Genomic DNA, 16,948 nt, shown 5'->3' on the forward strand with positions numbered 1-16,948 from the left:
CCTGTGACACAACGCACAGTATAGAGAAGGTGTCACCTGGGACGTTGCTGCACCGCCCGCGGCCTGAGTCCAATGTATATGGTCAGTCCAAATACGTCACGTATTCCGCGAAAGTGATCCGGGGAGGTTCTTGTCTCGGATACGGCCGCCATACTAGGGTCGAATGGTACGACCAAAATGAAAGGATCGGCCTAATGGCGCACCCCGTGCGATACGACGTCGACGAGCATGTCGCCGTCCTCACTCTCGATCGCCCCGAAACCCGCAACGCGCTGTCCGACGACCTGCTCGACGAGCTTCTCGCCGCGCTCGAACGCGCCCGGGACGACGACGACGTGCGGGTCGTCGTGCTGGCGTCGTCGCACGAGAAGATCTTCTCGGCGGGCGGCGACCTCAAGGCGTTCGCGAGCGAGACGCCCACGATCGTCAAATATGCCGGGCTGGATCGCTTCCCGCGGCTCTATCAACTGATCGGTGGTCTCGGGAAGCCGGTGATCTGCGCGGCGGGCGGTGACGTGCTGGCCGGCGCGTTCGGTCTCGCGCTGGCGTGCGATTTCGTGCTCGCCAAGGAGTCGGTCCGGTTCGGGTGCCCGGAGATCAACGTCGGCGTCTTTCCCTTCATGATCTCCGCCCTCATCTACCGGAACGTCGGGCGGCTCAAGGCGAACGAGCTGATGATGTACGGCGAGCTCATCACGGCCACGGACGCACGCGAGCTGGGGCTCGTGAACCGCGTGATCCCGGACGACGAATTCGAGGCGGAGGTCCGAGCGTGGGCGAAGCGGCTCGCGGGCAAATCGCCGCTGCTCATGCGTCTGGGCAAGGAGGCGATCAACAACACGCGCGACATGTCCCTGCCGGACGCCCTCACGGCGCTGCAGTCGCAGCTCGCTCTCGCGTTCACGACCGACGACATCGTCGAGGGTGTCACCGCGTTCCGTGAAAAGCGTTCTCCCGTATGGAGCATGCGCTGATCACCCGGGGCCGAAGTCGTTGCACTTACGGTCCAACCATTATATTGTGAGGGCCAACACGGGGGTTTCTCTTCCCTATTCACGTCTGCGCTCAGAGGAAGGCTTCTCATGGCGTTCGCATCGGTCACCGATCGCTATTCGGACGAACAGATCCGAGAGTTCTATGCCACCGGGCAGTGGCACCGCGACACCTTCTTCGACATGCTCGAGGTCCAGGTTGCCGAGCGGGGCGACCGCATCTTTCTGACCGACGACACCAGCGGCGGCATCACCTTCCGGCAGTTGCGGGACAGGGCGCTGAGCCTGGCCGTGGGACTGCGGCGCCACGGGATCACCACCGGCGACCGCGTGTCGGTGCAGGTTCCGAACTGGATCGAATTCGCGATCATCGCCGTGGCGTTGTCGCGCCTGGGCGCCGTCCTGGTGCCGATCATGCCGATCTACCGCCGCGACGACGTCGAATACATCCTGGGTAATGCCGGTGTGCGGCTGGCGATTACGCCGCAGAGCTTCAAGAAGTTCGACTACGCGGGCATGTACACCGAGATCCTGGGTGCCGTCGACTCGCTCGAGGACGTCGTCGTCGTCCGCGGGAGTGGCGACCTGCCGAACCGCGCGGTGTCGTTCGAGTCGCTGTTCCCGGAGATCGGACCCGAGGAGGCGATCGCCGAACTCGGGCCCGGTGTCGGGCCGGACGAGCCGTTCGTCATCGTCTACAGCAGCGGCACCACGTCCCGTCCCAAGGGCTGCATCCACACGTTCAACACGTTCGCCTGTGGATCCCGTCTGCTGGCCAAGGGGTTCGCCTACACACCCGAGGACGTGCAGTTCGGCCCTTCGCCGATCACGCACACCACCGGCCTGGTCACCAGCATCGTCCTTCCGCTCATGCACGGAGCGGCGTCGCATCTCATCGAGGTGTGGGAGCCGGTCCGCGGGATGGCGCAGATCAAGGAGCGCGGGTGCACGGTCGCGGTGAGTGCCACGACGTTCCTGCAGATGCTCATGGACGCCTACGACCCTGCCGTGCACGACATCAGCAGCATGCGGCTGTGGGTGGCGGCCGGCGCCCCGATTCCCGCCAGCTTCGTCACCAAGGCGGCCGAACTGTTCCCGAGCCTGCAGGTACTGAGCCTGTACGGCCGCTCTGAAAACGTCACCACCACCATGTGCACGGTGAATGACGAGCCCGAGCGGTCGCTCACCTCGGACGGGCGTCCGCTGCCGATGCAGTCGGTGAAGATCGTCGACGAACTCGGTGACGAGGTTCCGCGCGGCGAGGAAGGCGACATCGCCTACAAGGGCGCCATGCACATGCTCGGGTATCTCCACAACGCGGAGGAGACGGCCAAGCTGTTCACGCCGGACGGCCACTCCCGCTCCGGAGACCTCGGCCGGATGGACGAGGACGGCTACGTGCGTGTCACCGGCCGGACCAAGGACATCGTGATCCGCGGCGGCATGAACATCAGTGTCCGTCAGGTCGAAGACCTCCTGGCGGCGCATCCCGCCGTCCGCGGTGTCGCCGCGGTCGCGATGCCCGACGAGCGTCTCGGGGAGGCTGTGTGTCTGTACCTCGTCGCCGCGCCCGGCTACGGCGACATCACGCTCGAGAAGATCAAGACCTACCTGCTCGAGCAGGGAGTGGCGATCCAGAAGGTTCCGGAGCGGCTGGAGATCGTCGAGGCGCTGCCGACGACGGCCACGGGCAAGATTCAGAAGAACGTGCTCCGTGCTCAGATCGCGGCCAAGATCGAGGCCGACCGGCAGCAGCGGGCACAGGCCGTCAGCTGATCGGAAGACGAAGGGGGCGAAGCCGATCGGCTTCGCCCCCTTCGTCGTGCGGGAAGAGAGGTCAGGCGGCGGCCACCACGACCGTCGCCGATCCGGTGACGACCGGGCCCTTGTCTCCGGAGGCGACGAGATCGAGGGTCGCCAGCGACTCACCATTCGTCTCGGTGATCGTCACGACCGTGCCGCCCAGGGTCAGGGTGTCGCCGAGGAGGACCGGGGCGACGAACCGGACACCGAAGGAGCGCACGTGCTCGACGCCGAACGTGTCGGACAGCCACCCGGCCAGGATCCCGGCCTGCATCTGCCCCATCGCGATCACCCCCGGGAAACCCGTGGTGGCGACGAAGCCGGGATCGTGGTGCAGGGGATTGAAATCACCTCCGGCGCCGGCGAACCGGACGATGTCGGTCTGGCTGATCGGGCCGACCACCCGGGTGTCGGGGGCATCGCCGACGCGGACCTTGGCCGGTGTTCTCATCGCTGCTCTCCTCGTTCGATCAGGACTTCCTCGAGCCGCACCACGGGTTCACCGACGGCGTCGACGTACTCGGTCTCCAGGGCCACTACGCGCATCGTCCCGCCCCGCTTGCCTTCTCGCTGTACGTCGTCGACGACGCGGCGGGTGCCGACCACGTGGTCGCCGGCGGTGAGCGGTCGCAGGTACGTCCACGTGACCGAACCGACCACCACCCGCGCGAGGGCCAGGCCCAGCGAGTCGACGAACGCGCGCTGGTCGCGCTGGTGTCCGGCGACGACGGTATGCGTGAGAGTCGCGGGCGCATCGCGGAAGCCGGCGTCGCGCGCGGCGGCCGGATCGGTGTGCACGGGGTCGGTCGTGAACGTCGCGCGCGTGAATTCGCGGATTTTGCCGCGTTCGACGTCGTATTCGACGCGGTCGACGACGCCGGCGGGGAGTGGGTCTGACATCCAGGCCTCCTTTTTGGACTGACCTATAGTATCATTGCGCCTAAATTCGTGAGGAGGGTGCAATGGAGCTCGCTGATTCCCCAGACGAGGCCACATTCCGTGCAGAGGTCCGGGAGTGGGCCGAGAAAGCGGTCCCGACGCTGCCGTGGCCGGAACCGGTCGATCTGGTCGACAAGGTGCCGTTCTGGCAGCAATGGCAGCGACTGCTCTTCGACTCCGGCTACGGCGGGATGTCGTGGCCGCAGGAGTACGGCGGTCAGGCCGCCGACCCGATCCGCAAGGCCATCTTCACCGAGGAAATGGACCGCGTGGGTGCGCCGGAGCGGCTCAACACCATCGGCGAGGACTTCGCTGGCCCGACCATCATCGATTTCGGGACACCCGCGCAGAAGGAACGGTTCCTCCGGCCCATTCTGACCGGTGAGGAAATCTGGTGCCAGCTGTTCTCCGAGCCGGAGGCAGGATCGGACCTCGCCTCGCTGCGCACCAAGGCCACGAAGGTGGACGGGGGCTGGAAGGTCAACGGGCAGAAGATCTGGACCAGTCGCGCACACATCGCGGCCCACGCGATCCTGCTTGCCCGCACCGGCGGCGGCCCGCGGCACAAGGGCATCACCTACTTCCTGGTGCCCATGGACAGTGAGGGCATCACGGTGCGCCCGCTCGCCCACATGCTCGGCGAAGCGGAATTCAACGAGGTGTTCCTCGACGACGTGTTCATTCCCGACGACCTCGTCGTCGGGGAGGTCGACGGCGGATGGAAGGTCGCGATGGGCACGCTCGCCTACGAGCGGGTGGCGATCGCGACGGGTCGGGTCAACACCAAGCGCGCCGTGGGCGACATCGTGTCGGACATCGCGGGGATGACCGACGACGCGGGCCGCCCGCTCGGTGAGGACCCGGTGATCCGGCAGAAGGTCGCCGACCTCTACGGCCGCGCCCTCGTGCACTACCTCATCGGCCAGCGCGTCATCACGCTCGCGGCCAACGACGGCCCGCCGGGGCCGGTCACGTCGATCGGCAAGCTGTTCTTCTGCCCGCTCGTCGAGGAACTCGCCGACTTCCGGCTGTCCCTCGAACCGGTCGGCGGGCAGTTCGCCCTCGACGAAGACCAGCAGAAGACAGCGCGGTGGCAACGGCTCGCATATCAGGCCCGCGGCACCGCCATCGCCGGCGGATCCACCTTCATCCAGCGCAACATCGTCGCCGAGCGCATGCTCGACATGCCGAGGAGCTGACCGTGTCCGACTACACCTGGCATCCCACCGACGAGTACGTCGAGAACGCCAACGTCACCCGGCTCGCCCGCGCCCACGGGCTCTCGGGCCTGGGCGAACTCCGTGCCCGTTCCGTCGCCGACGTGCGGTGGTACTGGGACGCGGTGGTTCGCGATCTCGGCTTGCCGTTCCAGACCCCGTACCAGGAGGTGCTCGACACCTCCCGCGGAATCGAGCACCCGGACTGGTTCGTCGGGGGCAAGGCGAACGTCGTCGACGCGTGTCTGGGGCGGTGGCTCACCGACCCGGCGGTCGCCGACCGGACTGCGGTCGCACACGAGGCGGAGGACGGCACCGTCCGGAGTCTGTCGTACCGTGAGCTCGCGGCGGACGTCGAGCGGGCCGCCGCGGGACTGCGGGAGCTCGGGGTCGGCAGGGGGGACGCCGTAGCCCTGTTCCTGCCGATGATCCCCGAGGCGGTCGTGTCGGTGTACGCGGTCGCGCGGCTCGGTGCGGTACTGGTTCCGCTGTTCTCCGGCTTCGCTCCCAGCGCGATCGCGTCCCGTATCCAGGACGCGGACGCGAAGGTGGTGATCGTCGCGGACGGAACGGTGCGGCGCCGCAAGTCCGTCACGATGAAGCCGGCCCTCGACGAGGCACTCGCCTCGTGCCCGACGGTGCAATCGGTCGTCGTGGTCGAAAACATCGGCGCCGACGTGGCATCCACCGGCCGCGACATCTCCTGGGCGAAGCTGCTCGGCAACGGCGGCGACCCGGGCCCGGTCGAGGCGATGGACGCGAGTGAGCCGTTCGCGCTGGCATACACGTCCGGCACGACCGGCAAGCCGAAGGGCGCCGTGCACACGCACGCCGGTTTCCTCGTGAAGACGGCCAGCGAGGTGGCGTACTCGTTCGACCTCAAACCCGGTGGGGTGTTCTGCTGGATCACCGACATGGGCTGGATCATGGGGCCGCTGTCGATCGTCGGCACCCACGCCAACGGCGGCACCCTCGTGCTGTACGAGGGTTCGCCGGACGTGCCGGACACCGACCGGCTGTGGGAACTCGCGCAGCGGCACGGGGTGACGATGCTCGGCGTCTCGCCGACACTGATCCGAACCCTGCGCGGACGGGATTCGGATGTCGCGGCGCGGTACGACCTGTCGTCGGTGCACACGATCGGGTCGACCGGCGAGCCGTGGGATCCGGACTCGTACGACTGGCTGGCACAAGATGTGTTCGGGGGCCGCGTTCCGGTCATCAACTTCTCCGGCGGCACCGAGGTGGGCGGCTCGTTCCTGGCACCGTACCCGGTGGAGCCGATCCACAGCTGCTCGCTGGGCGGTCCGTCCCTCGGGATGGACGTCGACGTCGTCGACGACGCGGGACGGTCGTTGCGCGGCGAACAGGGCGAACTCGTCTGCAGGCAGCCGTGGCCGTCGATGACGCGCGGGGTGTGGAAGGACGAGGAACGCTACCTGGAGGCGTACTGGTCGACGTTCCCCGGCATGTGGCGGCACGGCGACTACGCCCTCGTCGACGACGACGGCCAGTGGTACATCCGGGGCCGCTCCGACGACGTGATGAACGTGGCCGGCAAGCGCCTCGCCCCGGCGGAGGTCGAGGCCGTGCTCACCGCGCATCCGGCGGTATCGGAGGCGGCGGCGGTCGGTGTCCCGGACCCGAAGAAGGGCGAGGCGGTGTGGGCGTTCTGGGTTCCCCGCGCGGACGCGGACACGGCGGACATCTCGGCCGAACTGGTCGCCAGCGTTGCCGCGGAACTCGGAAAACCGTTCGCGCCGAGCGTGGTTCACCGGGTGTCGCGGCTGCCGAAGACCCGGTCGGCGAAGATCCTGCGCCGGGCGGTGCGCGCTGCCGCCCTGGGGACCGACCCGGGTGACCTGTCCGGTGCCGAGAACCCGGAGGCGATCGACGAGATCCGCGCCGTGGTGGCGAGCGGCGACAAAGCGTCGTGAGTAACGAAGAAGGGGCCCACACCGCACGGTGTGGGCCCCTTCTTCGTCGAAACGGCAAACGGGGAAAGCTATTCGTCGAGTGGGATGTCGGTGCGCTTCTCGAAGTCCTTGATCGACTCGGCATACGAGTGGACGTGCCGGCTCATGCGACGCACGGCGGCGTCGGCGTCCTTGTCGCGGATGGCCTTGGTGACGGAGCGGTGCGCCTTGACGGTGATCTCGCGGACCTTGTCGTCGATGAAGCCTTCGTTTTCGGTGGCGGCGTAGATCGCCCGCGACAGCGAGATCATCAGACCCGACAGCAATTCGTTGTGGCTGGCGCTCGCGACGGCGACGTGCCAGTCGATGTTGGCCTGCAGGAAGTCGTCGAGGCTGTCGCCTGCACCGGCGATGTCGTCGTTCGCGGCGTCGAGTCGCGCGAGATCCTCGTCGGTGCGATGGCGGGCGGCGAGTTGCGCGCAGAACGGCTCGATCGCCTCGCGGGTCTCGAGCAGGGCGGCGAGGCGGATCTGGCGACCGCGGATGAGCAGGGCCACCGTGTCGGCCATGGATTGCTCACCCGGGCGCTGCACGAAGGCGCCCCCGGCCCGGCCCGCCTTGATACGCACCAGTCCCTGCACCTCGAGGATGCGCAGGGCCTCGCGAACCGTGGTGCGGCTCATCTTCGTCTGGACGACGAGTTCGCGTTCCGGCGGCAGCGGTGTGCCTTCGACGTAGTCCCCGCTGAGGATGCGCTCGCGCAGTTCGTTCGCGAGGACGTCCGACGCCTTCGGTACCTCCATCGGGGTCAACTGGATGGAGGAACGCCCGTTCCGGGTGGTGTTCGGCACGGCTGGTGGCATGGCTCCCCGCCCTCTCTGGTCTAACGGTCAGACCTAATATACCATTGGGTTCTCGCTGCATTCGTCTTGCAGCCTATTCTTCGTCTCATCGAGAGGACCAGTTCTATGCGCTGGGAACTGTCAGAAGAGCAGGAAATGTTCACCGAAGCCCTGGACGGCTGGCTCGGGCGGTTCGCCGCTCCGGCGAATGTCCGCAAATGGGGTGAATCGGGAGATCCTGCCGAATTCGAGCAGAAATTCGTCGAGGAAGGCTGGTTCTCCGCCGGTCTCGGCGAAGACATCGGTGGTCAGGGCGGTGGTCTGCTCGAACTGGCGCTGACCGCCGAGGCGCTGGCCCGGTACGCCGCGCCGTCGAGTGCCTGGACCGCGTCCGTCCTCGCCGCGCCCCTGCTGCCCGCCGACGTCGCCGCCGACGTGCTGGCGGGGGGTGGGTTCGCGGCCGTGGCCGTCGACGCGACGCGTCCGTTCGGCCTCGCCGATTCGGTCCGCGCCGACGAGGGCGGCGCACTGACCGGCCGCGTCGCCACGGTGCTCGGCGCCGAACGGGCGAAACTGCTGGTCGTCCCGGCGACCGGCCCGGACGGCACCGCCGCCCTGTACCTTGCGCGCGTCGACGACCCGGGTGTCGCGGTCGAACAGCACCGCTTCCTCGACCCGTCCCGCGCGGCCGCGGATGTCCGGTTCGAGGGCGTCACCGGGCAGCGCCTCGACATCGAGGCCGAAACCGCTCTCGAGGACGCCGGACTGCGGGCGGCCGTGCTCGTGGCCGCGGACTCGCTCGGGGCGATGGACCGCATGCTGCATCTTGCCGTGGACTACAGCAAGCAGCGGCAGCAGTTCGGTGTCGCGATCGGGTCGTTCCAGGCCGTGAAGCACGCTGCGGCAGGCATTCTCGTCTCCGTCGAGGCGGGACGGTCCATTGCGTACTACGCCGCGGCGTCGGTAGATCTCGGTCTGGACGACTGCGCGATTCATGCCGCCGTCGCCAAGGCTCAGGTTCCACGCAATGCGGTGCAGGCGGCCGACAGTGCTCTCGTGATGCACGGCGCGATCGGCTACACGTGGGAACACGACCTGCACCTCTACTACAAGCGCGCCAAGCTCGACGAGAAGTTGTTCGGTGGTCCGGGGGTGTGGAACGAGCGCGTGGCACGGGATTTGCCCCTGTTGCCGGCTGCTGGATGATCGGCCGTTGACTTTTTGGTCTGTCCTTTAGTAATTTAAGTCCAAACGGAACCAACGACGACGGGACGTGCTGTGGACTTTGATCTGACCGAGGATCAGGCGACGATCCGAGATGCGGTGCGAGAGCTCGCCGGCAAGTTCGACGAGCAGTACTGGGTGGAGAAGGACGGCGCGCACGAGTTCCCCACCGAGTTCTACGACGCGTTCGCCAAGGGTGGCTGGCTCGGCATCACCACGCCGGAGGCGTACGGCGGGCACGGGATGGGCATCACCGAGGCCTCGATCCTGCTCGAGGAAGTGGCCGCCTCCGGCGCGGGCATGAACGGTGCGAGCTCGATGCACCTGTCGATCTTCGGGATGCACCCGGTGATCGTGCACGGCTCGGAGGAGCTCAAGCAGCGCACCCTTCCGCGGATCGTCGACGGCGATCTGCACGTCTGCTTCGGCGTCACCGAGCCCGGCGCCGGTTTGGACACCACCAAGATCACCACCTTCGCGCGGCGCGAGGGCGACAAGTACATCGTCAACGGCCGCAAGGTCTGGATCTCGAAGGCGATGGAGTCGGAGAAGATCCTTCTCCTCACCCGCACAACGAAGTTCGAAGATGCGAAGAAGAAGACCGACGGTCTGACGCTGTTCCTCACCGACCTGGACCGCTCGAAGGTCGACATCCGCCCGATCAAGAAGATGGGGCGCAACGCGGTCACGTCGAACGAGTTGTTCATCGACGGCCTCGAGATCCCGGTCGAGGACCGGGTGGGTGAGGAAGGCAAGGGCTTCAAATACATTCTCGACGGCCTCAACCCGGAGCGCATGCTCGTCGCGTCGGAGGCCCTCGGCATCGGCCGGGCCGCGTTGCGCCGGGGCGTCCAGTACGCCAACGAGCGTGAGGTGTTCGGCAGGCCCATCGGCATGAATCAGGGCCTGCAGTTCCCGCTCGCGGATTCGCTCGCACGACTCGACGCCGCGGAACTCGTCCTGCGCAAGGCGACGTGGCTCTACGACAACGGAAAGCCCTGCGCCCGCGAGGCCAACATGGCCAAGTACCTCTGCGCCGACGCCGGTTTCCAGGCCGCCGACCGTGCCCTGCAGACCCACGGCGGGATGGGCTACTCGGAGGAGTACCACGTGGCCCGGTACTTCCGCGAAGCCCGCCTGACCAAGATAGCCCCGCTCAGCCAGGAGATGGTCCTCAACTACCTCGGCGAGCACGTCCTCGGCCTCCCCAGGAGCTACTGATGTTCGAACTCACCGGAAAGTCCGCACTCGTCACCGGTGCCGGCAGTGGCATCGGCGCCTCGGTGGCGCATGCCTACGCCCGCGCGGGTGCGGCCGTGCTCGTCACCGACGTCGACGGCGACGCCGCAGCCGCCGTGGCCGCGGAGATCACCGCGGCCGGCGGTTCGGCGAAGTCCGCGGCCCTCGACGTCCGCGACGGCGAGGCGGCCGCAGCGGCGGCGGAACAGGCCGCCGCGCTGAATGACGGCACACTCAACATCCTGGTCAACAACGCCGGTGCCATCGCTCCCGCGATGTTCCCGAACCTCGAAGAGGACGACTTCCGCCGCATCGTCGACATCCACCTCGTCGGCAGCTTCGTGTGCAGCAAGGCCGTTCTCCCGTACCTGCCCACCGACGGCAGTGGGCGCATCATCAACGTGACGTCCGCGGCCGGTCTGGTGGGCACCATCGGGCAGGCCAACTACGGTGCCGCGAAGGCGGGCATCATCGGTCTCACGAAGTCGCTGGCGCGTGAGCTCGCCAAGAAGCAGGTGACGGTCAACGCGCTCGCCCCGCTCGCCGCGACCAAGATGACGGAGAACATCCGCAGCAACGAGAAGCTCGCCGCCAAGACGCTCGCGCGGATCCCGTTGGGCCGCTGGGCGGAACCGGACGAGATTTCCGCGAGCTTCGTGTTCTTCGCGTCCGACGGCGCTGCGTACATCACGGGCCAGGTACTGCCCGTCGACGGAGGAACGGTGATCTGATGGCCGACAAGCGCAACCCCTTCCAGCGTTCCGCGCGCGAGGTCGTCATCGCGGAAGCCGCCCGCACCCCGATGGGCAAGTCGCACCCCGACCGCGGCTGGTTCCGCGACACCCACCCCAACGACATGCTCGGCGCGGTGTACACCGACCTGATCCGCCGCAGCGGCCTCGACCCGGCCGTCGTCGAAGACCTCGTGATCGGCTGCACCGCACCGTTCGGCGAGCAGTCCCGCAACATCGGCCGCAACGCCTGGCTGCAGGCGGGCTACCCGCCGGAGGTTCCGGCCGTGGTCCTGGACCGTCGCTGCGGGTCCGCACAGACCGCGGTCGAGATGGGCGCCGCCCTCGTCGGTTCCGGCACCCACGACGTCGTCCTCGCTGGCGGTGTCGAGCACATGGGCCACGTGCCGATGAACTCACCGGCCAAGATCTCCGAACTGTACGGGGACCCGTGGCCGGAAGCACTGCGCGACCGGTACGACTTCGTGAACCAGGGCGAGAGCGCCGAACTCATCGCCGACCGGTGGGAGATCTCCCGGCAGGAGATGGACGAGTTCGCCGTACGCTCCCACCGTCTGGCGAGCGACGCCATCGAAGCGGGTCGTTTCGACGCGGAGATGATCCCCCTCGATCTCGCCGGCGAGACCCGCTCCAGCGACCAGACCGTCCGCCCCGGCACGAGCCTCGACAGCCTGGCCGGGCTGAAGACGGTGTTCCGGGAGAACGGCCGCATCACCGCGGGCAGTTCGTCGCCGATCTCGGACGGGGCGGCCGGTGTACTGCTCGCCTCCCGCGAGGCGGCCGATACCCACGGACTGCGGGCCCGGGCCCGGATCCTCGACCAGACCACGGTCGGGGTGGACCCGATCATCATGCTGACCGGGCCGATCCCGGCCACCCGGAAGTTGCTCGACCGCAACGGGATGAGCATGAACGACATCGATCTCTTCGAGGTCAACGAGGCGTTCAGCTCGGTCGTCCTGGCCTGGGAGCGGGAACTGAAGCCCGACATGGACCGGGTCAACGTCAACGGCGGTGCGATCGCGCTCGGCCACCCGGTCGGCGCGACCGGGGCCCGTCTCATCGCGACGATCGTCGCCGAGCTCGAGCGGCGGGACGCCGAAATCGGCCTGGTGACCATGTGCTGCGGTGGCGGCCTGGGAACGGCGACCCTGATCCAGCGGATCGACTGATGATCGACCTGACACCGCACATCCGGCCCGGCGACGGGATCTGGTGGAGCCAGACGAGCGCGGAACCGACCCCGCTCGTCCACGCGCTGCTCGACCAGGTCTCGTCGATCGGCCCGGTCCGCGCGTTCGTGGGACTCACCTGGGATCGGCGGTTGACGAGCGAACTGCCCGACGAACTCTCCGTCGTCTCCTACGGCGGCCTCGGCGAGCTACGCCGTCTCGCGCGGCTCGAGGTCGTGCCCTGCCATTACGGGGCGCTGCCGCGGCTCTTCGCCGAACGACGGCTGCCGTGCGACGTCGGTTTCGTGCAGGTGTCGCCGCCGGACTCCGCCGGGAACTGCTCGCTCGGCGTCGGTGTCGACTACATCGCGGACGCCCTGGACCACACACCGGTCCTCATCGCCGAGATCAACCGACGGATGCCCGTCACGCTCGGCGCACCGCGAATTCCGCTGTCGCGCTTCGCGGCGGTGGTCGAGACGGACCGGCCGTTGCTCGAGGCGCCGGACCGCGCACCCGCGGCGGCGGAGTCGGCTATCGCGCGGAATGTCGCCGATCTCATCGCGGACGGCGACACGATCCAGATCGGCGTCGGGACACTGCCGTCGGCCGTCCTCACCGCTCTCGAGGGGCACAAGGACCTCGGGCTGCACTCCGGCATGATCTCCGACGCGGCACTGCGGCTGATCGACCGCGGCGTGCTGACCGGGGCGCGGAAGGAGATCGATCCGGGCCTGCACATCACGGGCGCCGCGCTCGGGACCGCGGCGCTGTACGACCGGCTGCCCGGACTTCCGGTGGCGTTCCGCCCGGCGAGCTACACCCATGCGCCGCAGGTGCTCTCGCAGCTCCGCTCGTTCGTGTCGATCAACTCGGCCATCGAGGTCGACCTGACCGGTCAGGTCGGTGCGGAAATGCGCAACACCACCTACGCGGGCGCCGTGGGGGGTCAGGTGGACTTCTCGCGGGCCGCGGCGATGACCGGCGGCCGCTCGATCATCGCGATGCGCTCGGATTCTCGCGGGGAGTCGACGATCAAGACCGCCCTGCAGTACGGCGCGGTCACCACCGCCCGCGCCGACGTCGACTTCGTGGTCACCGAGCACGGTGTCGCGGCACTGCGCGGATGTTCTCTCGGTGAACGCGCCCGCCGCATGATCGCGGTCGCGGCACCCGAGCACCGCGCCACCCTGGAATTCGATCTCGAGGAATACGACCTTGCATCCGCAGCGGAGTGAGGGGAAAGGAGTCGACGCCATGACGCGTCCCCAGCGGGTCCAGATCCGGGAGGTCGGTCCCCGTGACGGCTTCCAGAACGAACCGGAGCACATTCCGACCGACGACAAGGTGCGGTTGATCAATGCCCTGGGGCGGGCGGGGTTCACCCGGATCGAGGTGGCCAGTTTCGTACGGCCCGACGTGATCCCGCAGCTCGCGGACGGGGTCGAGGTGCTGTCGCGCATCGAGGTTCCGGACGAGACGAAGCTGATGGTGCTCGTCCCCAACAGCAAGGGGCTCGACAACGCGCTGAAGGTGCGCGACAAGTTCCACGAGGTCGCGATCTTCGTCAGCGCGTCGGAGACCCACAACAAGAAGAACGTCAATCGCACCGTCGACGAGACGATGGCCGACAACGACGTCATGGCCAAGCGGATCGTCGCCGAGGGGCTCGACTGCGCCGCGGTGATCGCGACGTCGTTCGGATGCCCGTTCGAGGGCAAGGTCGACCTGACCCGCGTGCTGGATCTGGCGGAGCGCTTCGCCGAGGCCGGTGCCACCGAGATCGGCTTCGGCGACACCACGGGCATGTGCAACCCGGCGTATGCGTCGGAGTTCTTCGCCGCGGCACTCGACCGGCTGCCGGGTGTCGAAGTGACCGCCCACTTCCACAACACCCGCGGCCAGGGCCTCGCCAACGCCTACGCGGCGCTCGAAGCGGGCTGCGCGAGTTTCGAATCCAGCTTCGGTGAGCTGGGCGGCTGCCCCGTTCCGGCGGGCTCGACGGGCAACATCGCCACCGAGGACCTGGTGAGCATGTTCCACGAGATGGGCGTCGAGACGGGTCTCGACCTTCCCCGGGTCATCGAGGCGGCGCGCGAAGCCCAGGCGGTGCTGGGCCGCAAGCTCACCAGTCACTCCATCGTCGCGGGTCCCATCGAATGGGCATCGAGCCTGCGCTGAAGTCGGCTTACCATCAATCCACGAAAGTCACAGACGGAGAAGAACATGAGTAATCGAGTTGCATTCGTGACCGGCGGTGCGCAGGGCATCGGCAAGGGCATCTCCGACGCCCTCGGGGCCGCGGGCTTCCGCGTCGCGGTCGCCGACCTCAACCTGGAGGTCGCGGAGGAGACCGCCGCCGGCATCCGCGACGCCGGCGGCCAGGCGATCGCCGTGCCCGTCGACGTCACCGACACCGCGTCCGTGCAGGCCGCGGTGAAGCAGGTGGCCGAGCAGTTCGGTCCGGTCGAGATCGTCGTGAACAACGCCGGCTGGGACGACTTCATGCCGTTCCTGAAGACCGACGAGGCGTTCTGGGACCGGATCCTCGACATCAACTTCAAGGGCCAGCTGCGGGTCATCCAGGCGACCGTCCCGGGCATGGTCGAGCGCGGCTTCGGTCGGGTCATCAACATCGGTTCGGACGCCGGCCGCGTCGGCTCGTCGCTCGAGGCCGTCTACTCGGGTGCCAAGGGCGGCATCATCGCCTTCACCAAGACCCTTGCCCGTGAGGTCGCGACCAAGGGCGTCACCGCGAACACGGTGTGCCCCGGCCCGACCGACACCCCGGCGCTGCGCAAGTTCGCCGACAGCTCCGGCCAGGACGCCGACAAAGTGATCGGCGGCATGACCCGCGCCGTGCCGATGAAGCGCCTCGGGCAGGCCGAGGACATCGGCGCCGCGGTCGCGTACTTCGCCTCCGACGCAGCCGAATTCGTCACCGGCCAGACCCTCTCGGTCAGCGGTGGTCTGACGATGTCCTGACCCTCGGCTTTCCCGAACGCGCGGCCCGGAGTCATCCGGCCGCGCGTTCGGCATTCCCAGGGGTCGGACGGTAACGATCGTTTACAGATGTGCCTATGATCGGGGCATGACGAACAACGGTGATGCAACGGATTTCGTGTCCTGGACCCCGGTGGGTGAGTTCGAGGACATCCGATATGAGCACAGTGGTGACGGGATCGCGAAGATCACGATCTGCCGGCCGGAGGTGCGCAACGCGTTCCGGCCGCAGACGTTGATGGAAATCTCCGAGGCTCTCGTCGACGCCCGCGAGGACTCCTCGGTCGGTGTCATCGTGCTGACGGGGGAGGGGCCCGACGCGTTCTGTTCGGGCGGCGACCAGCGGGTGCGCGGCGATACCGGCTACCTCACCGAGCCGGGGAAGGCGGGCAGCGTCGGCCGGTTCCACGTCACCGACCTGCAGATCCAGATCCGTCGCCTGCCGAAGCCGGTCGTGGCGATGGTCGCCGGCTACGCGATCGGCGGCGGACATATCCTGCACCTGGTCTGCGACCTGTCCATCGCGGCGGACAATGCCCGGTTCGGTCAGGTCGGCCCGAAGGTCGGATCGTTCGACGGCGGCTACGGTGCGGGTCTGCTCGCCGAACTGGTCGGGGTGAAGAAGGCCAAGGAGATCTGGTTCCTGTGCCGCCAGTACGACGCCGAGCAGGCGCGTGAGATGGGGTTGGTCAATACCGTCGTTCCGCTCGCCGACCTGGAACGGGAAACCGTGCAGTGGTGCCGCGAGATGCTGCAGCTCTCGCCGTTCGCGCTGCGGCTGATGAAGGCCAGTTTCAACGCTGCAGAGGACGGGATGGCCGGGATTCAGCAGCTTGCGCACGATGCAAATCTGCTCTTCTACTCGACGGACGAGGCGAAGGAGGGCCGGGAGGCGTACAAGGCGAAGCGGCGCCCCGAGTTCGAGAAGTTTCCGCGTCGACCCTGATCTTCCATTTCGGTCCGACAATTAGTATGGTTGGGTCAATACCCCACGTGAGTGGCAAAGCGTCCCCGGGCGCACATTGCCACTCACCTGGGACTGGACCGAGAAGGATGGTGTGCATGTCGGAAACCGCAACGCCCGCAGTCGCGTGGAGCGACGTCGACGGCGGCGTCATGACGATCACGTTGCAGCGACGGCCGGCGAACGCCCTCGGGCTGCCGATCATCGACGGCCTGAACGCCGCACTCGACGCAGCCGATGCCGACGGCTCGGTGAAGGTGATCGTCGTCCGCTCGGACATTCCCGGCTTCTTCGCGGCAGGCGCCGACATCAAGCACATGTCGTCTGTGGACGCGGAGTCCTTCACCGCGTACGGGGATCGACTCCGGGGAGCACTCGACCGGCTCGCGTCGGCCGACCGCATCTCGATCGCCGCGGTCGACGGCCTCGCGTTGGGCGGTGGCCTCGAACTCGCCATGGCCTGCACCCTGCGGGTCGGCGGCGCCGACGCGAAGTTCGGCCTGCCCGAGGTGAAGCTGGGACTGATTCCCGGAGCCGGTGGAACGCAGCGACTTCCGCGTCTCGTCGGCCGCGGCCGTGCCCTGGACATCATGCTGACCGCCCGGCAGGTCCTCGCCCCCGAGGCGCACGCGATCGGCCTGATCGACCGGCTCGTCGACGCCGGCACCGCGACCGACGCCGCACTGGCGCTCGCAGCCGAGCTGTGCACGATGTCGTTGCCCGCGCAGCGGGCCGTCATCCGCACGGTCGACGCGTCGTTCGACACACCGCTCGAGGAGGGCTTCGCGTTCGAGGTCGCCCAGGAGCAGGATCTGTTCGAGAACGGAGAGGCAAAGGAGGGCATCACCGCCTTCCTCGAGAAGCGCGCTCCGCGCTTCTCCTGAG

The 16,948-nt window shown here is 67.8% G+C and carries 16 protein-coding genes; 13 read left to right on the forward strand and 3 right to left on the reverse strand.

Annotated elements, in window-relative coordinates; all coding sequences use genetic code 11:
- Nucleotides 1–194: 194 nt before the first annotated feature.
- Together ROP_RS22680 and ROP_RS22685 are read left to right on the forward strand one after the other, a co-directional pair.
- Complete coding sequence (locus ROP_RS22680) at nt 195–974, forward strand: enoyl-CoA hydratase/isomerase family protein (protein ID WP_043825167.1); 780 nt, start codon at nt 195–197, stop codon at nt 972–974.
- 108 nt (nt 975–1,082) lie between these two features.
- On the forward strand, nt 1,083–2,768 hold the full coding sequence (locus ROP_RS22685) for an AMP-binding protein (RefSeq protein ID WP_012691743.1): 1,686 nt from the start codon (nt 1,083–1,085) through the stop codon (nt 2,766–2,768).
- Nucleotides 2,769–2,829: 61 nt separating this feature from the next.
- Here the strand turns inward: ROP_RS22685 and ROP_RS22690 are convergent, their stop codons facing one another.
- Both ROP_RS22690 and ROP_RS22695 read right to left on the reverse strand, forming a co-directional pair.
- Entirely contained in the window at nt 2,830–3,246 is a 417-nt protein-coding gene (locus tag ROP_RS22690; protein WP_012691744.1) for a MaoC family dehydratase, read from the reverse strand.
- On the reverse strand, nt 3,243–3,695 hold the full coding sequence (locus ROP_RS22695; RefSeq protein ID WP_012691745.1) for an FAS1-like dehydratase domain-containing protein: 453 nt from the start codon (nt 3,693–3,695) through the stop codon (nt 3,243–3,245). Before ROP_RS22695 ends, ROP_RS22690 begins: the two co-directional genes overlap by 4 nt.
- Before the next feature lie 62 nt (nt 3,696–3,757).
- Between ROP_RS22695 and ROP_RS22700 the strand changes: the two genes are divergently transcribed.
- Nucleotides 3,758–4,933 carry an acyl-CoA dehydrogenase family protein gene (locus ROP_RS22700; protein ID WP_012691746.1) on the forward strand — a complete coding sequence of 392 codons (1,176 nt, stop codon included), beginning with the start codon at nt 3,758–3,760 and terminating at the stop codon, nt 4,931–4,933.
- Nucleotides 4,934–4,935: 2 nt separating this feature from the next.
- A complete protein-coding gene (locus ROP_RS22705; protein WP_012691747.1) occupies nt 4,936–6,888 on the forward strand; it encodes an AMP-binding protein in 1,953 nt (650 codons plus the stop codon).
- Between the two features lie 68 nt (nt 6,889–6,956).
- On the opposite strand, the gene ROP_RS22710 is transcribed toward ROP_RS22705, so the two are convergent.
- Nucleotides 6,957–7,718 (reverse strand): FadR/GntR family transcriptional regulator, encoded by a 762-nt coding sequence (locus tag ROP_RS22710; protein ID WP_012691748.1) that lies wholly within the window; start codon nt 7,716–7,718, stop codon nt 6,957–6,959.
- Nucleotides 7,719–7,835: 117 nt separating this feature from the next.
- On the opposite strand from ROP_RS22710, the gene ROP_RS22715 reads away from it, so the two are divergent.
- The 9 genes from ROP_RS22715 (at nt 7,836) to ROP_RS22755 (ending at nt 16,947) form a co-directional block, all read left to right on the forward strand.
- Nucleotides 7,836–8,915, forward strand: coding sequence for an acyl-CoA dehydrogenase family protein (locus ROP_RS22715; protein WP_012691749.1), 1,080 nt, complete (start codon nt 7,836–7,838; stop codon nt 8,913–8,915).
- 72 nt (nt 8,916–8,987) lie between these two features.
- Nucleotides 8,988–10,154 (forward strand): acyl-CoA dehydrogenase family protein, encoded by a 1,167-nt coding sequence (locus ROP_RS22720; RefSeq protein ID WP_009475548.1) that lies wholly within the window; start codon nt 8,988–8,990, stop codon nt 10,152–10,154.
- The gene (locus tag ROP_RS22725) at nt 10,154–10,903 is read left to right on the forward strand and encodes an SDR family NAD(P)-dependent oxidoreductase (protein WP_012691750.1); all 750 of its coding nucleotides are present in this window, start codon (nt 10,154–10,156) and stop codon (nt 10,901–10,903) included. The genes ROP_RS22720 and ROP_RS22725 overlap by 1 nt, the downstream gene beginning before the upstream one ends.
- Nucleotides 10,903–12,096 carry a thiolase family protein gene (locus ROP_RS22730; protein WP_012691751.1) on the forward strand — a complete coding sequence of 398 codons (1,194 nt, stop codon included), beginning with the start codon at nt 10,903–10,905 and terminating at the stop codon, nt 12,094–12,096. Before ROP_RS22725 ends, ROP_RS22730 begins: the two co-directional genes overlap by 1 nt.
- Entirely contained in the window at nt 12,096–13,334 is a 1,239-nt protein-coding gene (locus tag ROP_RS22735) for an acetyl-CoA hydrolase/transferase family protein (RefSeq protein WP_012691752.1), read from the forward strand. Before ROP_RS22730 ends, ROP_RS22735 begins: the two co-directional genes overlap by 1 nt.
- Before the next feature lie 19 nt (nt 13,335–13,353).
- A complete protein-coding gene (locus ROP_RS22740; RefSeq protein WP_012691753.1) occupies nt 13,354–14,277 on the forward strand; it encodes a hydroxymethylglutaryl-CoA lyase in 924 nt (307 codons plus the stop codon).
- 45 nt (nt 14,278–14,322) lie between these two features.
- Nucleotides 14,323–15,081: an SDR family NAD(P)-dependent oxidoreductase gene (locus ROP_RS22745; protein WP_009475543.1), complete on the forward strand. Its 759-nt coding sequence runs from the start codon at nt 14,323–14,325 to the stop codon at nt 15,079–15,081.
- A 106-nt stretch (nt 15,082–15,187) separates the two neighbouring features.
- Complete coding sequence (gene menB / locus ROP_RS22750) at nt 15,188–16,045, forward strand: 1,4-dihydroxy-2-naphthoyl-CoA synthase (protein ID WP_012691754.1); 858 nt, start codon at nt 15,188–15,190, stop codon at nt 16,043–16,045.
- A gap of 116 nt (nt 16,046–16,161) precedes the next feature.
- Nucleotides 16,162–16,947 carry an enoyl-CoA hydratase-related protein gene (locus ROP_RS22755; RefSeq protein ID WP_012691755.1) on the forward strand — a complete coding sequence of 262 codons (786 nt, stop codon included), beginning with the start codon at nt 16,162–16,164 and terminating at the stop codon, nt 16,945–16,947.
- The last annotated feature ends 1 nt before the right edge of the window (nt 16,948 follow it).

The sequence above is a fragment of the Rhodococcus opacus B4 genome (assembly GCF_000010805.1).
GTDB classification, from domain to species: Bacteria; Actinomycetota; Actinomycetes; order Mycobacteriales; family Mycobacteriaceae; genus Rhodococcus_F; species Rhodococcus_F opacus_C.

Coding starts and splice junctions, on each gene's coding strand:
- ROP_RS22725 (WP_012691750.1), top strand. CDS start 10,154: ATGTTCGAACTCACCGGAAAGTCCGCACTCGTCACCGGTGCCGGCAGT.
- ROP_RS22745 (WP_009475543.1), top strand. CDS start 14,323: ATGAGTAATCGAGTTGCATTCGTGACCGGCGGTGCGCAGGGCATCGGC.
- ROP_RS22695 (WP_012691745.1), bottom strand. CDS start 3,695: ATGTCAGACCCACTCCCCGCCGGCGTCGTCGACCGCGTCGAATACGAC.
- ROP_RS22700 (WP_012691746.1), top strand. CDS start 3,758: ATGGAGCTCGCTGATTCCCCAGACGAGGCCACATTCCGTGCAGAGGTC.
- menB (WP_012691754.1), top strand. CDS start 15,188: ATGACGAACAACGGTGATGCAACGGATTTCGTGTCCTGGACCCCGGTG.
- ROP_RS22730 (WP_012691751.1), top strand. CDS start 10,903: ATGGCCGACAAGCGCAACCCCTTCCAGCGTTCCGCGCGCGAGGTCGTC.
- ROP_RS22715 (WP_012691749.1), top strand. CDS start 7,836: ATGCGCTGGGAACTGTCAGAAGAGCAGGAAATGTTCACCGAAGCCCTG.
- ROP_RS22755 (WP_012691755.1), top strand. CDS start 16,162: ATGTCGGAAACCGCAACGCCCGCAGTCGCGTGGAGCGACGTCGACGGC.
- ROP_RS22690 (WP_012691744.1), bottom strand. CDS start 3,246: ATGAGAACACCGGCCAAGGTCCGCGTCGGCGATGCCCCCGACACCCGG.
- ROP_RS22735 (WP_012691752.1), top strand. CDS start 12,096: ATGATCGACCTGACACCGCACATCCGGCCCGGCGACGGGATCTGGTGG.
- ROP_RS22685 (WP_012691743.1), top strand. CDS start 1,083: ATGGCGTTCGCATCGGTCACCGATCGCTATTCGGACGAACAGATCCGA.
- ROP_RS22740 (WP_012691753.1), top strand. CDS start 13,354: ATGACGCGTCCCCAGCGGGTCCAGATCCGGGAGGTCGGTCCCCGTGAC.
- ROP_RS22680 (WP_043825167.1), top strand. CDS start 195: ATGGCGCACCCCGTGCGATACGACGTCGACGAGCATGTCGCCGTCCTC.